Annotated in this window: 16 protein-coding genes; 11 read left to right on the forward strand and 5 right to left on the reverse strand. The window is 76.9% G+C overall.

Translation table 11 applies throughout. The features are described from left to right. Positions 1-5 precede the first annotated feature (5 nt). Positions 6-464, reverse strand: coding sequence for a MerR family transcriptional regulator (locus ACFPK1_RS08140; RefSeq protein WP_378020421.1), 459 nt, complete (start codon positions 462-464; stop codon positions 6-8). Between the two features lie 61 nt (positions 465-525). Here ACFPK1_RS08140 and ACFPK1_RS08145 point away from each other — a divergent pair, with 61 nt between their 5' ends. Genes ACFPK1_RS08145 through ACFPK1_RS08155 form a run of 3 tightly spaced genes read left to right on the forward strand, consistent with a single transcriptional unit; the run spans position 526 to position 2,601 of the window. Further along, the gene (locus ACFPK1_RS08145) at positions 526-1,425 is read left to right on the forward strand and encodes an RNA polymerase sigma-70 factor (RefSeq protein WP_378020422.1); all 900 of its coding nucleotides are present in this window, start codon (positions 526-528) and stop codon (positions 1,423-1,425) included. Between the two features lie 40 nt (positions 1,426-1,465). Then, on the forward strand, positions 1,466-2,194 hold the full coding sequence (locus ACFPK1_RS08150) for an SDR family oxidoreductase (RefSeq protein ID WP_378020423.1): 729 nt from the start codon (positions 1,466-1,468) through the stop codon (positions 2,192-2,194). Further along, positions 2,191-2,601 (forward strand): hypothetical protein, encoded by a 411-nt coding sequence (locus tag ACFPK1_RS08155; protein WP_378020424.1) that lies wholly within the window; start codon positions 2,191-2,193, stop codon positions 2,599-2,601. Before ACFPK1_RS08150 ends, ACFPK1_RS08155 begins: the two co-directional genes overlap by 4 nt. Here the strand turns inward: ACFPK1_RS08155 and ACFPK1_RS08160 are convergent. Further along, positions 2,588-3,154: a TetR/AcrR family transcriptional regulator gene (locus ACFPK1_RS08160; protein ID WP_378020425.1), complete on the reverse strand. Its 567-nt coding sequence runs from the start codon at positions 3,152-3,154 to the stop codon at positions 2,588-2,590. The genes ACFPK1_RS08155 and ACFPK1_RS08160 overlap by 14 nt on opposite strands. A 66-nt stretch (positions 3,155-3,220) precedes the next feature. Here ACFPK1_RS08160 and ACFPK1_RS08165 point away from each other — a divergent pair, with 66 nt between their 5' ends. The 4 genes from ACFPK1_RS08165 (at position 3,221) to ACFPK1_RS08180 (ending at position 6,731) form a co-directional block, all read left to right on the forward strand. Continuing rightward, the gene (locus tag ACFPK1_RS08165) at positions 3,221-4,348 is read left to right on the forward strand and encodes an FAD-dependent monooxygenase (protein ID WP_378020426.1); all 1,128 of its coding nucleotides are present in this window, start codon (positions 3,221-3,223) and stop codon (positions 4,346-4,348) included. Beyond that, positions 4,345-5,301, forward strand: coding sequence for an NAD-dependent epimerase/dehydratase family protein (locus tag ACFPK1_RS08170; protein WP_378020427.1), 957 nt, complete (start codon positions 4,345-4,347; stop codon positions 5,299-5,301). The genes ACFPK1_RS08165 and ACFPK1_RS08170 overlap by 4 nt, the downstream gene beginning before the upstream one ends. A gap of 107 nt (positions 5,302-5,408) precedes the next feature. Next, a complete protein-coding gene (gene tsaD, locus ACFPK1_RS08175; protein WP_378020428.1) occupies positions 5,409-6,464 on the forward strand; it encodes a tRNA (adenosine(37)-N6)-threonylcarbamoyltransferase complex transferase subunit TsaD in 1,056 nt (351 codons plus the stop codon). Positions 6,465-6,524: 60 nt separating this feature from the next. Then, entirely contained in the window at positions 6,525-6,731 is a 207-nt protein-coding gene (locus ACFPK1_RS08180) for a DUF2795 domain-containing protein (RefSeq protein ID WP_378020429.1), read from the forward strand. Positions 6,732-6,735: 4 nt separating this feature from the next. Here ACFPK1_RS08180 and ACFPK1_RS08185 read toward each other — a convergent pair whose 3' ends face one another. Next, on the reverse strand, positions 6,736-7,611 hold the full coding sequence (locus ACFPK1_RS08185; protein ID WP_378020430.1) for a PP2C family protein-serine/threonine phosphatase: 876 nt from the start codon (positions 7,609-7,611) through the stop codon (positions 6,736-6,738). A gap of 223 nt (positions 7,612-7,834) precedes the next feature. Beyond that, a complete protein-coding gene (locus tag ACFPK1_RS08190; protein WP_378020431.1) occupies positions 7,835-8,362 on the reverse strand; it encodes a type II toxin-antitoxin system PemK/MazF family toxin in 528 nt (175 codons plus the stop codon). 60 nt (positions 8,363-8,422) lie between these two features. On the opposite strand from ACFPK1_RS08190, the gene ACFPK1_RS08195 reads away from it, so the two are divergent. Continuing rightward, positions 8,423-10,054 (forward strand): Na+/H+ antiporter, encoded by a 1,632-nt coding sequence (locus ACFPK1_RS08195; RefSeq protein ID WP_378020432.1) that lies wholly within the window; start codon positions 8,423-8,425, stop codon positions 10,052-10,054. Here ACFPK1_RS08195 and ACFPK1_RS08200 read toward each other — a convergent pair. After that, entirely contained in the window at positions 10,051-11,754 is a 1,704-nt protein-coding gene (locus ACFPK1_RS08200) for a serine/threonine-protein kinase (RefSeq protein ID WP_378020433.1), read from the reverse strand. The genes ACFPK1_RS08195 and ACFPK1_RS08200 overlap by 4 nt on opposite strands. Before the next feature lie 304 nt (positions 11,755-12,058). Between ACFPK1_RS08200 and ACFPK1_RS08205 the strand changes: the two genes are divergently transcribed. From ACFPK1_RS08205 to ACFPK1_RS08215, 3 genes are all read left to right on the forward strand, one after another. Beyond that, complete coding sequence (locus tag ACFPK1_RS08205; protein WP_378020643.1) at positions 12,059-12,535, forward strand: helix-turn-helix domain-containing protein; 477 nt, start codon at positions 12,059-12,061, stop codon at positions 12,533-12,535. After that, positions 12,532-12,729, forward strand: coding sequence for a hypothetical protein (locus ACFPK1_RS08210; protein WP_378020434.1), 198 nt, complete (start codon positions 12,532-12,534; stop codon positions 12,727-12,729). The genes ACFPK1_RS08205 and ACFPK1_RS08210 overlap by 4 nt, the downstream gene beginning before the upstream one ends. Before the next feature lie 153 nt (positions 12,730-12,882). Continuing rightward, a complete protein-coding gene (locus ACFPK1_RS08215) occupies positions 12,883-14,211 on the forward strand; it encodes an FAD-dependent monooxygenase (protein WP_378020435.1) in 1,329 nt (442 codons plus the stop codon). Positions 14,212-14,269: the final 58 nt, after the last annotated feature.

A 14,269-nucleotide genomic window follows, 5' to 3' on the forward strand; every position in this document is an offset into this window, starting at 1 on the left:
CGGGCCTACGACCCGCAGGCCCCGCCATAGGTCGTGATCTTGTAGTCGACGACGGCGAGCGCGGCCTGCAGGTCGTGCAGGCGGTTGAGGATGTCGTCGCGGTGCGCCTCGAGCAGCGCCAGGCGCTCGGGCTCGGTGCTCGGACCCTGCTTGACGAGCTCGACGTAGCGGGCGATCGCCGCGATCGGCATGTCCGAGTCGCGGAGCCGGGTGATGAACACGACGCGCCCGACCGCCTCCCGGTCGTACAGGCGGCGGCCCGCGGCGTCGCGCGGCACCTCGACCAGCCCGATGCGCTCGTAGTAGCGCAGCGTGTGGGCCGACAGGCCGGTCAGCTCGGCCACCTCGGCGATGGCCATGTGGTCGGGGATCTCGAGGTCCCGCACCAGCTCGACGGTCAGCGGGGGCAGCTCGCCCTCGGTCGTCTCGATGAGGCCGCGCAGCCGGTCCGTCGTCACGCTCACAGCGACGACCGTAGGACTTCGAGCGCGCTCGAAGGCAAGCGCTCCCGGGCAGGATGGGGCTGTGGACCAGGCCACCACGGTGTTCAGCGCGCAGCGTCCCCGCCTCTTCGGGCTCGCCTACCGGATGCTCGGCTCCGCGCACGACGCCGAGGACGTCGTCCAGGACGCGTGGCTGCGCTGGGCGGGCCACGAGGACACCGTCGACAACCCCGCGGCCTGGCTGACCACGGTCGTCACCCGGCTCTGCCTCAACCGCCTCGACTCCGCCCGCGCCCGCCGCGAGACCTACGTCGGCCCGTGGCTGCCCGAGCCGATCCTCACCACCGACCCGGCGGCGGGTCCGGCGGCCACGGCCGAGGAGCGGGAGTCGGTGTCGCTCGCCCTGCTGACCACGCTGGAGCGGCTCACCCCGCCCGAGCGCGCGGTGTACGTGCTGCGCGAGGCCTTCGGGCACAGCCACGCCGAGGTCGCCGCGGTCCTCGACGTCAGCGAGGCCGGCTCGCGCCAGCTGCACACCCGCGCGCGGCGGCACCTCGCGGCCGTCCCGACGGTGACGACGACCCCGGCCGACGTCGGGCCGCTGCTGCGCCGCTTCGTCGCGGCGGCCCGCGAGGGCGACCTCGCCGGTCTCGAGGAGCTGCTGGCCGCGGACGTGACGGTGTGGTCCGACGGCGGCGGCAAGGTCAGCGCGGCGCGGCGGCCGGTCCACGGTCGCGACGCGGTGGCGCGCTTCCTCGTCGGCATCCTCGGGCCGGGCCGCTGGCGCGGGCACGGCGCGGCCGCCGAGGTCAACGGCGCGCCCGCCGTGCTCGCGTACGTGGACGGGGAGCTCGCCGGGGTCATGGCGATCGAGGGCGAGGGCGAGGTGCGGACCGTCCGCATCCTGCGCAACCCCGACAAGCTCGCGTTCCTCGCCGGGCAGCTGTCACGTTCCGGGGGGCTGTCCGGTCGATCCTCCTGACGGGCGCCGCCGGGGCGCCCGCCGACACCGGGAGGACGTCATGACCGTGCTGGTGACCGGGGGGACGGGGACGCTGGGGCGTGCGCTGGTCCCGCTGCTCGACGAGCCGCGCGTCCTGAGCCGCCGCGACGGCCCGGGGCGGGCCGTCGCCGACCTCGACACCGGCGAGGGCCTCGACGCCGCCCTGGCCGGGATCACCACGGTGCTGCACCTGGCCGGGCGCCCGAAGGGGGACGCGGCCTCGACGGGACGCGTCGTGGCGGCGGCACGGCGGGCCGGGGTGGGCCACCTCGTGCACATCTCGATCGTCGGCGCCGACCGCATCCCGCTGGGCTACTACCGCGAGAAGGTCCGCAGCGAGGAGCTCGTCGCCGGCTCCGGGTTGCCGTGGACGATCCTGCGCGCCACCCAGTTCCACGACCTGCTCGCGACGCTCTTCGCGACCACCGCGCGCGCCGGCGTCCTGCCCGTGCTGGCCGGGGCGTCGTTCCAGCCGGTCGACGTCGCCGACGTCGCCGCCCGCCTCGCCGCGCTCGCCGCCGGCCCGCCGCGGGGCCGGGTGCCCGACCTCGGCGGCCCCGAGGTCCGCACGATGGCCGACCTCGCGCGGACGTGGGCGCGCGCGACCGGGCGGCGCCGCCCGGTGGTGCCGCTGCGCCTGCCCGGCGCGGTCGCGCGCGGGTTCCGGTCCGGGGCGAACCTCGCGCCGGACCACGCCGACGGCGTCGGCACCTTCGAGCAGTTCCTCGCGGCGGGGGTGACGGCGTGATCACGCGCGTGCTCCTCGCCGTCCTCGCCGCGATGCAGTTCGTCGTCGGGCTCTGGGCGCTCGTGGCGCCCCTGGCGTTCTACGAGTTCTTCCCCTACGGCGGCACGGCGTGGGTGGCGCTGCTCCCGCCCTACAACGAGCACCTCGTGCGCGACCACGGCGCGGGCACCCTCGCGCTCGGCGTCGCGCTGGCCTTCGCGGCGTGGTGGCCCGAGCGGCGGCTGGTCATCGCGGTGATCGTCGCGTTCCTGGTGTTCGCGGTGCCGCACGCGGTGTTCCACTCGTTCCACCTCGAGCACTTCCCGCTCGGCGACGCGATCGCCCAGCAGGCGGCGTTCGCCCTGGAGATCGTGCTGGCGCTGGCCGTGCTGGTGGTGATGGGGCGCGAACGCGTCAGGACCCGGTGAAGCCCCGGACGACGTCGGTGATCGAGGCCCGCAGGCCGGCGTCGTCGCGCGGGGGCCGCCCGGCGCCCGCGAGCTGGTCGAAGGCGAGTCCGTCGAGGCAGGCGACGAGGTCGTCGGCCCGGCGCCGCGCCTCGGCGATCCCCAGCCCCGCGAGGGTGTCCGCGATCCGCTCGCGGATCAGCGCCCCGGCGGCGCGCAGGGCGGTCTCGAGCTCCGGGCGCCGGGTCGACTCCAGCGCGAGCTCCCAGCGCGCGAGCAGCCGCTCCTGGTCCTTCGCCAGCCAGCGCCCGACGGTCGCGACGCACGCGCCGACGAGCTGGTCGACGGTGGTGACCGCCGACGTCCCGGTCGCCATCTCCTCGAGCGTCCGCGCCGCCATCCGCTCCACGCAGGCCTGCAGCAGCGCCGAGCGGGTGCGGAAGTAGTACGAGCTCGTGCCCTCGGCGAGCCCGGCGGCGGCGTCGACCGCGCGGTGGGTCAGGCCCCGGCTCCCGGCCCGGGCCAGCACGGTGATCGCCGCGTCGGCGAGGACGTCCCGACGGTCCACGGTCACCCCTTCCCCTCGTTCCTCTACAGCCGTAGAGTACCAGCTACTACAAACGTAGAGGGAGCGTGGGTCATGGCGCGGGCGGTCGTGGTGGGGGCGGGGCTGGGTGGCCAGGCGAGCGCGGTCGCGCTCCGTCGGCGGGGGTGGGACGTCACGGTCCTCGAGCGGCGGGAGCACGCCGCCGAGGCCGGCGCGGGCATCGCGCTGTGGCCCAACGCGCTGCGCGCGCTCGACGTCCTCGGGCTCGGGGCGCGGGCCCGCGAGCTGGGCACCGTCGAGATCGGCGGCGGCATCCGCACCTCGGCGGGGCGGTGGCTCTCCCGCACCGACGCCGCCGACCTGCGCCGCCGCCAGGGCGACGGCGTCGTCGTGCTGCCGCGCCCCGACCTGCACGCCCTGCTGCGCGCCGCGGCCCCGGACGCCCGTGAGGGGCTCGGAGTCCGCCGCGTCGAGCCCGGCGACGCCGACCGGCCCGCGGTGGTCCACGACGACGCGGGCGGGCGGCACGAGGCCGAGCTCGTGGTCGCCGCGGACGGGGTGCGCAGCACGGTGCGGGCGGGGCTCTGGCCGGACGTGGGCGTCCGCGACACCGGGCACACGGCGTTCCGCCTGGTCGCCGAGAACCACCTGGACGAGGGCGGCGAGAGCTGGGGCCGCGGCGACCTCGTGGGGCTCGCACCGCTGCCGGGGTACCGCACCTACCTGTACGCCATGGTGCCCACCGCCGAGGCGCCCGCCGGCGACCCGCTGCCCTGGCTGCGCGCGCGCCTCGCGGGCTGGCACGAGCCGATCGCCGCGGTGCTCGACGCCGTCGACGGGCCCGTCCTCGTCCACCGGATCGAGGACCTTCGCCCGCCCTCGTCCTGGCACCTCGGGCGGGTCGCCCTGCTCGGCGACGCCGCCCACGCGATGACCCCGAACCTCGGCCAGGGCGCCGCCCAGGCCTTCCTCGACGCGGTCGTCCTCGCCGAGGAGGCCACCGCCGAACCCGCGTCCCTGGCGGCCTACGAGCGCCGTCGGCGCCCGGTCGCCGAGGCCGTCGCCCGCCGGTCGCGCGCGGCCGGCGACGTCGCGGCCTGGCGCTCACCGCTCGCCGTCGCCCTGCGCAACGCCCTCGTCGGCGCCCTGCCCGCTTCAGCGTCGGCGCGGGCCCTCGACCACCTGCTCGGTACCCCGGAGAACACCAAGGAGATGGCATGACCAGCACCCACGTCGTCGTCGGCGCGTCGGGCGGCATCGGCCGCGCGGTGTGCGCGGAGCTCGTTCGCCGCGGTCTGCCCGTGCGGGCGGTGACACGGTCCGGCACGCCGGTCACGGGGGCCGAGGCGGTGGCCGCCGACGCCACCGATCCGCCGGGCATGCGCGCGGCCTGTCACGACGCCGCGGTCGTGTACCACTGCGTGAACCCGCCGTTCGCGAGCTGGCGCTCGGCGTTCCCGGCCGCCACGCGCGCGCTGCTCGACGCCGCCGGGGCCGCCGGCGCCCGCCTGGTGTTCGCCGACGACACCTGGATGTACGGGCTGGTCGACGCCCCGATGCGCGAGGACACCCCCGTCGCGCCGGTCTCGGGCAAGGGCGTGCTGCGTGCGTGGCTCGCCGAGATGGTGCTCGCCGCGCACGCCCGCGGCGACGTCGAGACGGTCATCGGGCGGGCGCCGGAGCTGTGGGGCCCGGGGGTCGAGTCGCTGCTCGGCGCCGGGATCTTCGCGAGCGCCGCCGAGGGGCGCACCGCCCGCTGGCCCGGCGACCCCGACCTGCCGGTGACCGCCGGCTACACCCCCGACGTCGGCGCCGCCCTCGTCGAGCTGGCCCTCGCGTCCGCGAGCGCCACGGGCCGGGTCTGGCACACGCCGGTGCCGCCGCCGACCACCGGGCGCGCGTTCGTCGAGCGGGTCTTCGCCGCGGCCGGCCATCCGCCGCGCCTCGGGCGGATCACCCCGGCGATGGTGGCGGGCCTGCGCCTCGTCTCGTCGGTGGCTCGCGAGGGCGCCGAGCTGCTCTACCAGTTCGAGCAGCCGTTCCTCGTCGACGACTCCGCCTTCCGCGCGACGTTCGCCACCCGCGCGACGGGGTGGGACGAGGGCATCGCCGCCACGCTGGCCTGGTACCGCGCCGACCCCGACCGCACCCGCCGCCGCCTGGTGCCGGCCTGATCGGTATGTGAGCGAAATTCGGGGCTATAGCCCCGAATTTCGCTCACATGGGGCGGGACGGACCGGGGCGCGGCGGGTCGCGTCGGGGTGCGAGGACAATCGATGCCGTGAGCACGCCCCTGGTCCTCGGCATCGAGACGTCCTGCGACGAGACCGGCGTCGGTCTCGTCTCCGAGGGGCGGCTGCTCGGCGACGCGCTCGCATCGAGCATGGAGGAGCACGCCCGGTTCGGCGGCGTGGTGCCCGAGGTCGCGGCGCGGGCACACCTCGAGGCGATGGCCCCGATGGTGCGCACGGCCCTGCAGCGCGCCGAGGTCGACCTCGCCGACGTCACCGCGGTCGCCGTCACCGCGGGGCCGGGGCTCAGCCCGGCGCTGCAGGTCGGCCTCGCGGCGGGCAAGGCGTACGCGCTGGCCGCCGGGGTCCCGCTCTACGCCGTGCACCACCTCGCCGGGCACGCCGCCGTCGACGTCCTCGACCACGGCCCGCTGCCGCCGCGCTGCGTCGCCCTCATCGTCTCCGGCGGGCACACGTCGCTGCTCAGCGTCGGCGACCTGGCCCGCGACGAGGTCGTGCACCTCGGCGACACCGTCGACGACGCCGCCGGCGAGGCGTTCGACAAGGTCGCGCGGCTCATCGGCCTGCCCTACCCGGGCGGCCCGGCGATCGACCGCGCCGCGCGCGAGGGCGACCCGCACGCGATCGCCTTCCCCCGCCCGCTGACCGGTCCGTCCGACCCGCCGTGGACGTTCTCGTTCTCGGGTCTCAAGACGGCGGTGGCGCGCTGGGTGGAGCGCCACGACGGCCCGCTGCCCGTGCCCGACGTCGCGGCCTCGTTCCAGGAGGCCGTCGCCGACACCCTCGCGCGCAAGGCCGTCGCCGCCTGCGCCGACCAGGGCGCCGACACCCTGCTCATGGTCGGCGGGGTCGCCGCCAACTCCCGCGTGCGCGGGCTCGTCGAGGAGCGCTGCACGGCCGCCGGGATCACGCTGCGCGTCCCGCCGATCCGGCTGTGCACCGACAACGGCGCGATGATCGCCGCGCTCGGTGACCTGCTCGTCCGCGCGGACGTCGAGCCCGACCCGCTCGACGTCGCCGCCGACCCGCGCGCCCGCCTGACCGGGGCGCTGCTCCACGGGACACGCGCGTTACCCGTGACCTAGATCGACGCTGTCGGACCTCTCACGTTGTCGCCCGCGGGGCGTCCCGGTACCCGTGGAGTCGTGCCCGGTTTCCGAGCCGTCCTCGACGAGGAGCGCTTCCCCATGCGGCGGTGGCAGCTCCTCGCGGTCGCCGACGACTACGGCGTCGACGCGCGCACCCGCACCGAGCTCGAGCAGATCCCCGACCGCGTCTACGGGGACGCGGGCGACGTGATGATCGCGCTGGCGATGACCCCGGCCCACCTGGCGGCGCGCACGCCGCTGTGACCCGTCAGCCGGCGGGCGCGAGGGCCAGCACGATCGCGGTGGCGTTGTCGTGGCCGCCGTCGTCGAGCGCGGCGTCGACCAGCGCGCACACCGCGGCGTGCACGGCCTCGGCGTCGGCGGGCACGCCGTCGAGCAGCGCGGCGAGCACCGCCGGGTCGGGCAGGTGGTTCCAGACACCGTCGCTGCACAGCAGCAGGACGCCATGCTCGTCGAGCTCCCAGGTGCGGTGGCGCGCCACGACGTCCGGGGCGTCGGCGGCGAGCCAGCGCGTGATCACGTGGGCGCGCGGGTCGGACAGCGCGTCGTCGGCGCCGACGATGCCGGCGGCGACCATCTCGGCGGCCCACGAGTCGTCCTCGGTGAGCACCGCGGACTCCTCGGGCGACCCGGGGCACAGCCAGTAGGCCCGGCTGTCGCCCGCCCAGCTCACCACCGCGCGGCCCGCGTCGAGCACGGCGGCGACGTAGGTGCAGGCCGGCGACTGGCCGGTACCGGGGGCCAGCGCGGAGACCGCCTTGCGCGCCGCCTCGGCGGCGGTGGCCGCGGCGTCGTCGAGGTCCTGTCCGCTGGTCAGCGCCTCGTGGCCGGCCGCGACGGCGACGTCGCACGCGGTGCGCGAGGCGGTGTCGCCCCCGGGCACCGAGGCGACCCCGTCGCAGACGACCGCGACGACGGCGGCGGTGCCCTCGGGCGTGGTCGCGCGGGTGAGCGCGAAGGAGTCCTCGTTGCGCCGGCGGCGGTGCCCGCGGTCGGTGACACCCGCGCCCAGCACGACCGTCCCGTGCGGCGCCGCGGGCGCGTCGAGGACCTCCTCGGCGTGCTCGGCGCCCGCGAACGACGGGGACGACGCGGGTGATGCGGACGCGGGCTCGATCGGCACGGGCACTCCCTACACCCTCGGGCCCCGGGGAGCCGGGACGACGCGGTCGGGTGGGGCAGGCGTTTCGCCCAGCGGGTGGATGGCGACGGGGCCCGGTCGCCGGACGGACGAACGGGACCCCGGCGTGATCACCCGTGCTCCCCTCCACCGGCGGCCCGGCCGGGCCGGGTCGGTGCGATGGAGGGTAACCGTTCCTGCGAACGGGTGGAGCGTCGCGGGGAGGTCAGTTCCAGCCGTAACCGCTGCGCAGCTCCGCCGCCACCCGCTCGAAGCGGTCGGCCGGCATGACCGCGCCCTCGCGCCGGATGCCGTGCTCCGGGACCTCCAGGACGCGGTCGAGGCGGACGAAGGAGTCGCGGCCCTCGCGGTCCCAGGGCCCGGAGCCGACGGGGAGCCAGTTCTCGTCGTCGCGCCGGTGCTCCTGGCTGGAGAGCATGAGCCCGAGCAGGTCGCCGTCCCCGGCGCGCGCGACGACGAGCACCGGGCGGTCCTTGCCCTGCGAGGCGTCCTCCTCGTAGGGCACCCAGGTCCACACGATCTCGCCGGGATCGGCGCCGCCGTCGAGGTCGGGCTGGTAGGAGACGGTGCGCGCCCGGTCGCGGGCGGGCGCCGTCCGGACGCCGCTGCCGCCCGGGGCCGGCGCGGACGGCCGTCCGCCCGCGGACCGGCTCTTCTGCCCGTCCATCTGCTTGTTCAGCAGGTCCAGCCCGGCCTGCAGTGCCCGCCCCACGACATCCCGGAATCCCGCCACGGCGCACAGCTTGCCGGGCCGCGTCCGCCGCGGGCATCCCGGCCCTCCTAAGGTCCGATCATGGCGGTGCTGGCGCTCGTGGTCGCGGCCCTGTTCGTCGGGGTGGTGCTGGTCGGGGTCGGCGACCGCACCCGCCTGCCGTGGCCGGTGCTGCTGGTGCTCGTCGGCGCGGCCGCCGCGTTCGTGCCGGGGATCGACGCCCCGGAGTTCGACCCCGAGCTGATCCTGCCGCTGTTCCTGCCGCCGCTGCTGTTCGCGACGGCGCAGCGCGCGTCGTGGACGGTGTTCCGCCTGCGATGGCGCGCCGTGCTGTTCCTCGCGGTGCTGCTGGTGGCGGTGACGGTCGCGGCGGTCGGCGCGACCGTCGTCTGGCTGGTCCCGGGCATCGCCCTCGGGGCCGCCCTGGCGGTCGGGGCCGCGGTCGCCCCGCCCGACCCGGTGGCGGTCGAGGCGGTCGCCGGGCCGCTGCGGATGCCGCGGCGGCTGGTCGGCGTCCTGCAGAGCGAGGGACTGTTCAACGACGCCACCGCGCTGGTCGTGTTCCAGGCGGCGATCGCGGCGACGGTCGCGGGGGAGCAGCCGGGCGCCGCGACCGGCCTGCTCCTCGTGTGGGCCGGGGTCGGTGCGGTGGCGGTCGGGCTCGCGTTCGCCTGGCTCGCGGGGCAGCTCGCCGACCGTCTCACCGACCCCGTCGCGCCCAGCGCACTGACCCTGGTGCTGCCGTTCGCGGTGTACCTCGCCGCCGACGCGCTCGAGGCCTCCGGGGTCATCGCCGTGGTCGTGGCCGCGCTGCAGATGCGCCAGCGCGCCGACGCCGACGACGTCGAGCAGCGCCTCACCGGCAGCGCGTTCTGGAACGTCGTCGAGATGCTCGTGACCGCGGCCGCCTTCGCGCTCATCGGGCTCGAGCTGCGCGCGGTCGTCGAGGACGCCGGCGACCAGCTGGGCCGGATGGTCGCCGACGCCGCCGTGGTCGCCATCGTGGTGATCGCCGTGCGCGCGGTGTGGATGCTCGGCGCGCTGGCGGCGGTGCGCCGCCGCGGGTCACCCGCCGGCACCGCGCCCCGCACGGTCGCCGAGGCGGCGGTGCTGACGTGGTCGGGGATGCGCGGGCTCGCGACCCTCGCCCTGGCGCTGGCCCTGCCCCGCGTCACCGACACCGGTGCACCGTTCCCGTTCCGCACCGAGCTCGTGATCATCGCGGCCGGGGTGCTCGTGGCGACGCTCGTGCTGCCCGGTCTCACGCTGCCACTGCTGCTGCGCGCGCTCCGGGTGCGCGAGAGCGAGGAGATCGGCCGCGAGGCGGAGCGCCGGCTCGTCGTGCGGGCGCGCCGGGCGGCGCTCACCGAGCTCGCCGCCCTCGACCGCGACGCCCTCGGGGTCGACGACACCGTGGGGGAGGAGGTGCTCGGCGAGCTGCGCGCCCGCTTCGCGCGCCTGGGCGTGGGGGAGGGCGGCGCCGGCGATGCGCCCGGCGACGACGCCGCCGACCGTGCCGACTACGAGCGGCGTCTCGACACCTTGCGCCGCCGCCGCGACCAGTGGGCGCGCCTGCAGTCGCTCGCCCTCGCCGCGGCGCGCCGCGAGGTGCTCGCCGCACGTTCCGAGCCCGGCGTCGACCCGGAGACCGCCGACCGCGTCCTGCAACGCCTCGACGTCCGGTCGCTGGCGTCGGGCCGGGTGGGCGGTTAGCCGACCAGCCCGCCGAGCGCCTCGACCGCCGGGGCGAGCACCGTCCTCGGCCTGGTGGTCGTGGTGGTCGTCGTCGTGCCGGTGGCGGTGGACGACGTGGTGTCGGACGTCGCGTGCGTCGTGGTGCTCGACGGCGCCGTGCTCTCCGTGGTCTCCGTCGTCTCCGTGGTGGTGCGCGGCGTCGAGGTGGTCGTGCCGCCGGGCAGCGCGGGGACCGGCAGCGACGGCAGACCCGGCAGGAGCGGCGCCCGGCTGGTGGTCGTCGGCGAGGTCGTGCTCGACGAGGTCGTCGTCGACGAGGACGGCGGCGTGGTGCTGCTCGGCTCGGGCGGGGTACTCGAGGTGGAGCCGCCGTCGGTGACGGGCGCCGAGGTCGGCGCGCGCTCGGCCACCGCCTGGCGCCGGCTGCCGGTGTCGTCGGCGCTGCGCGTCGGCGCGAGGTCGTCGTCGGAGGAGTCGGAGGAGCCCGACGAGCCGGACGACCCCGACGAGCCGGAGGAGGACGAGTGGCCGCTCCCGCCCGACGCGCCGGCGCCGGGGTCGGCGACGACCTCCGCGGTCGGCGGCGGCACGGTGGCCGCCGGGGGTGTGGCGGTGTTGACGCGGTCGACCGTCCAGGCCGAGGCCACGACGACGCCGCCCGCGAGCAGGACGGCGGCGGCGACGGACGCGGCGACCATGAAGCCGCCGGCGTCGGCGAGCCGGCGACGGCGCGTGGGGACCGGCGCCGCGGCCGGCGTCTCGCCCGAGGCCGGCCCGGCGGCGGCGACCGCGGCGAGCCCCGTGGTCGCGGCGACCGGCCGCAGGGTCTCGGTGGTGGCGTCCGGGGTGCCCGCGCCGACGATCGGGGCCATCGCGTGCGGCGGCGTCGCCGTCTCCGCGGCCAGGGCGGCCCGGCGCAGGCCGATGCAGACGTTCTCGGCGGTGGGCCGGTGGGCCGGGTCGTCGGCGGTCATCGCCTCGAGGAGGGCGATCACCTCGAACTCCAGGCCCGCCGGCATCGCGGGGCGGTGCTCGAGCCGGGCGCGGGCGGCGGCCAGCGGCGCGCCCTCGTAGGCCGGGCGGGCCGTCAGCGCCTCGATCATCACGAGCCCGAGCGCGTACACGTCGGCGGGCGCCCCGACCGTCTCGCCGCGCACCTGCTCGGGCGCGAGGTAGGGCGCGGAGCCCACGACGATGCCGGTGTCGGTGATGCGCGGGGCGTCGGCGACGAAGGCGACGCCGAAGTCGGACAGGTGAGCGCGCCCGTCGGCGTCGAAGAGCACGTTGCGCGGGGTGACGTCGCGGTGCAGGACGCCCCCGCGGTGGACGTGGCTCAGCCCGTCGGCGACCGAGGCGACCGCGAGCAGCGTCTCGCCGACCCCCAGCGGGCCGTCGGCGAGCCGATCGGCCAGGCTGCCGCCCTCGAGCAGCGCCATGACGACGAACGCGCGGCCCGCGTCGTGGCCGACGTCGTAGACCGGGACCAGGCTCGGGTGGTCCATCGAGGCCATCAGCCGGACCTCGCGCTCGATGCGCGGGTCGCCGGCGACCGGGAAGATCTTGACCGCGGCCTCGCGGTCGAGGAGCAGGTCGTGCGCCCGGAAGACCTCCGAGCAGGTGCCGCGGCCGATCAGCTCGCCGAGCTCGAAGCGCTCACCGAGGCGGTCGGGCAGCGGGCCGGGGGCGGACGCGGGCAGCGGCGGCCGGACGTCGGTCATCGACTCGATCCCCCCTCCGCGCTCCGCAGATCACCATCCTTCCACCTCTCATACCCGGATCGGGGCACGACGACATACCGGATTCCTGAATTCGGGTGATCGACGGGTGATCGACGACGGGGTGTCGCCGCCCGGTCGCGCTGGGCTCACCTCCCGGGGCTCACCCCCTCCGGTGAACCGGGGTCCGCGCCCCCGTCGGGAGCATTGACAGAAATTGCAGTGGCGAGTAGAACTTCTGGACGTCCGCCCTGCTCATGGTGGGTCGGACTGTGCAGAGCACGAACGCAAGGACGCGACGGAAGCCGTGGGCGCCGAGAGCCTCGACGAGGAGGAGACCCCCGCTCTGACCACCGGTCGGGCGGCGGAGTTCCTCGGGGTTCGACCGGCGTTCCTCCGGAGTCTCGACGCGGGTCGGATGGTTCGCCCGGAGCGCTCCGCAGGCGGACATCGGCGCTGGACGCGCCGGCAACTGGCCCTCGCCGCCCGGATCCGCGAGCTCTTCGACGAGGGCCTCACCCTCACCGCGGCCGCGATGGTCGTGACGCTGCAGGACGAGGTGGCCCTGGTCACGCGAGAGCGCGACCAGGCCCACGACGAGCTCGAGCGGGCCCGACGCGAGTTGTCACGGGTGCAGCGAGAGCTCGCCGCGGCCCGGGGAGAGCAGACCGTTCGACCCGTGCCGTCCGCACGCACCCACCGTGCGCGCGGGCCCGAAGTGCCCACGACCGCTCTTCGACCGCCCTTGCCGACCCCTCCACCTCAACGGACCCCCTCCACATGAAGCTCATCGACCACCGTCGGTCCCACCGTCCCCTCCTGCGCACGCCGATGCCGCCCTCGCTGGCCCGGGTCCCGCTCGTGGACCTCTGCACCTGCAAGCACCCGCGCGAGTCGCACGAGCACTACTACCTCGGCGACGACTGCGCCCAGTGCGACTGCGCGCACTTCCGCCGGATCGACCCGGCCCGCGCCTGAGCAGCGTCTCCCGCGCCACCACCACCGGCCCCGTCACCTGCCCGCAGGTGGCGGGGCCGCGTGCCGTCCGGGGCCGCCGACCACGCGGACATGAGGGCCAGCCCACGCCCCGTACCACGGCCGGGCGCCCGATCGCCGCTTACGCTGGAGATCGTGGAGCGCACCGGGCGTGACGGACAGCCGCGGGCGCTCGTCGTCGGGGCCGGGGTCGCCGGCCTCGCCGCCGCCACCTCGCTGCACCGGGCCGGCTGGTCGGTCGTCGTGTGCGAGCGCGCCGCCGCCCGCCGCACCGGCGGGTACTTCGTGCGCCTGGCCCCGGAGGGCCTCGCCGCCGCCGGACGCCTCGGTGTCTCGCACGCGCTGCGCACCCGGCTGCCCGCCGACGGGATCATCACCGGGGTCGACGGGCGCGGCCGCACGGTCTCGCGCGTCGAGGCGTCGCTGGCCGAGGACCCGGACGCGCTCGCCCTGGTGCGCGGCGACCTCGAGGCGGCGCTCTGGGCCGCGCGTCCCGAGGAGGTCGCGGTGCGGTTCGCGACCGCGCCCCGGCGCCTCGACATGCGCCGCGACACCGTCGACGTCGTGCTCGACGGGCCCGCCGGCCCGGTCACCGAGCGCTTCGACCTCGTCGTCGGCGCCGACGGCGTGCGCTCGGCGGTGCGCGCCATGGTGTTCGGCCCGGAGTCCGAGTTCCGCCACGAGTTCGACCACGTCGTGATCTCCGCGGTGCTGCCGCGACTGCCGGGCGGTCTGCGCGAGGGCGACTACGTCGTGCCCGCCGAGGTCGGGCGCACCGCGCACCTCATGGCCGTCGAGGCGCACGCCCCGGTCGTGTTCTTCACCTTCCGCGCCGAGCTGCTCGACGCCGGGGGAGACGACGCCGCCGCCCGCGCGGCCGAGGACCCCGTGGGCGCCCTGCGCCACGTCTACGGCGACTTCGCGGGCCTCATGCCGGAGATCCTCGACGGCGTCGAGGAGGCGGGCGCCACGCACGTCGACACCGTCGCGCAGATCCGCCTCGGATCCTGGCGCCGCGGCCGGGTCGTGCTGGTGGGCGACGCGGCGTGGTGTCCCACCCTCTACTCGGGGCAGGGCTCGGCGCTCGCGCTCGTCGGCGGCGAGTCGCTCGGCACCCACCTCGCGGCCCGCGCCCACGACGTCGAGGCCGGCCTCGCGCGATGGGAGGCGGCGCACCGGCCCGCCGCGCTCGCGGCCGGCAGCGCGGCACGACGCTCCCGGCACTTCTTCCTGCCCGGCAACCGGCTGGTCGCCGCGGTGCGCAGCGCCGCGCTGCGGGTCGCCTCGTGGCGGCCGGCGGGGCGCCTCCTGCACACGCTGGCGTCCCGGGCCGCGGGGCCCGGCGGGCCGGGGTCGCCCGGGGGTGGCTCCGCGGGCCAGGGTCCACCCGGTCGGCGCGACGTTCACCCGAAGGCCACTTCCGGGTCGCGCTCGCTGCGACCGGCGCGCACCGCCCGACCGTAAGCTGTGCACGCCGGGTACCGGATGCTGCGCCGTCCGTGCCCGAGCAGTGCGCACGACG

Source organism: Actinomycetospora rhizophila (assembly GCF_042657905.1).
GTDB classification, from domain to species: domain Bacteria; phylum Actinomycetota; class Actinomycetes; order Mycobacteriales; family Pseudonocardiaceae; genus Actinomycetospora; species Actinomycetospora rhizophila.

What these genes read in the sequence shown, in the direction of transcription:
- ACFPK1_RS08200 (WP_378020433.1), bottom strand. Translation starts at nt 11,754, where the DNA reads ATGACCGACGTCCGGCCGCCGCTGCCCGCGTCCGCCCCCGGCCCGCTG.
- ACFPK1_RS08195 (WP_378020432.1), top strand. Translation starts at nt 8,423, where the DNA reads ATGGCGGTGCTGGCGCTCGTGGTCGCGGCCCTGTTCGTCGGGGTGGTG.
- ACFPK1_RS08210 (WP_378020434.1), top strand. Translation starts at nt 12,532, where the DNA reads ATGAAGCTCATCGACCACCGTCGGTCCCACCGTCCCCTCCTGCGCACG.
- ACFPK1_RS08170 (WP_378020427.1), top strand. Translation starts at nt 4,345, where the DNA reads ATGACCAGCACCCACGTCGTCGTCGGCGCGTCGGGCGGCATCGGCCGC.
- ACFPK1_RS08150 (WP_378020423.1), top strand. Translation starts at nt 1,466, where the DNA reads ATGACCGTGCTGGTGACCGGGGGGACGGGGACGCTGGGGCGTGCGCTG.
- ACFPK1_RS08165 (WP_378020426.1), top strand. Translation starts at nt 3,221, where the DNA reads ATGGCGCGGGCGGTCGTGGTGGGGGCGGGGCTGGGTGGCCAGGCGAGC.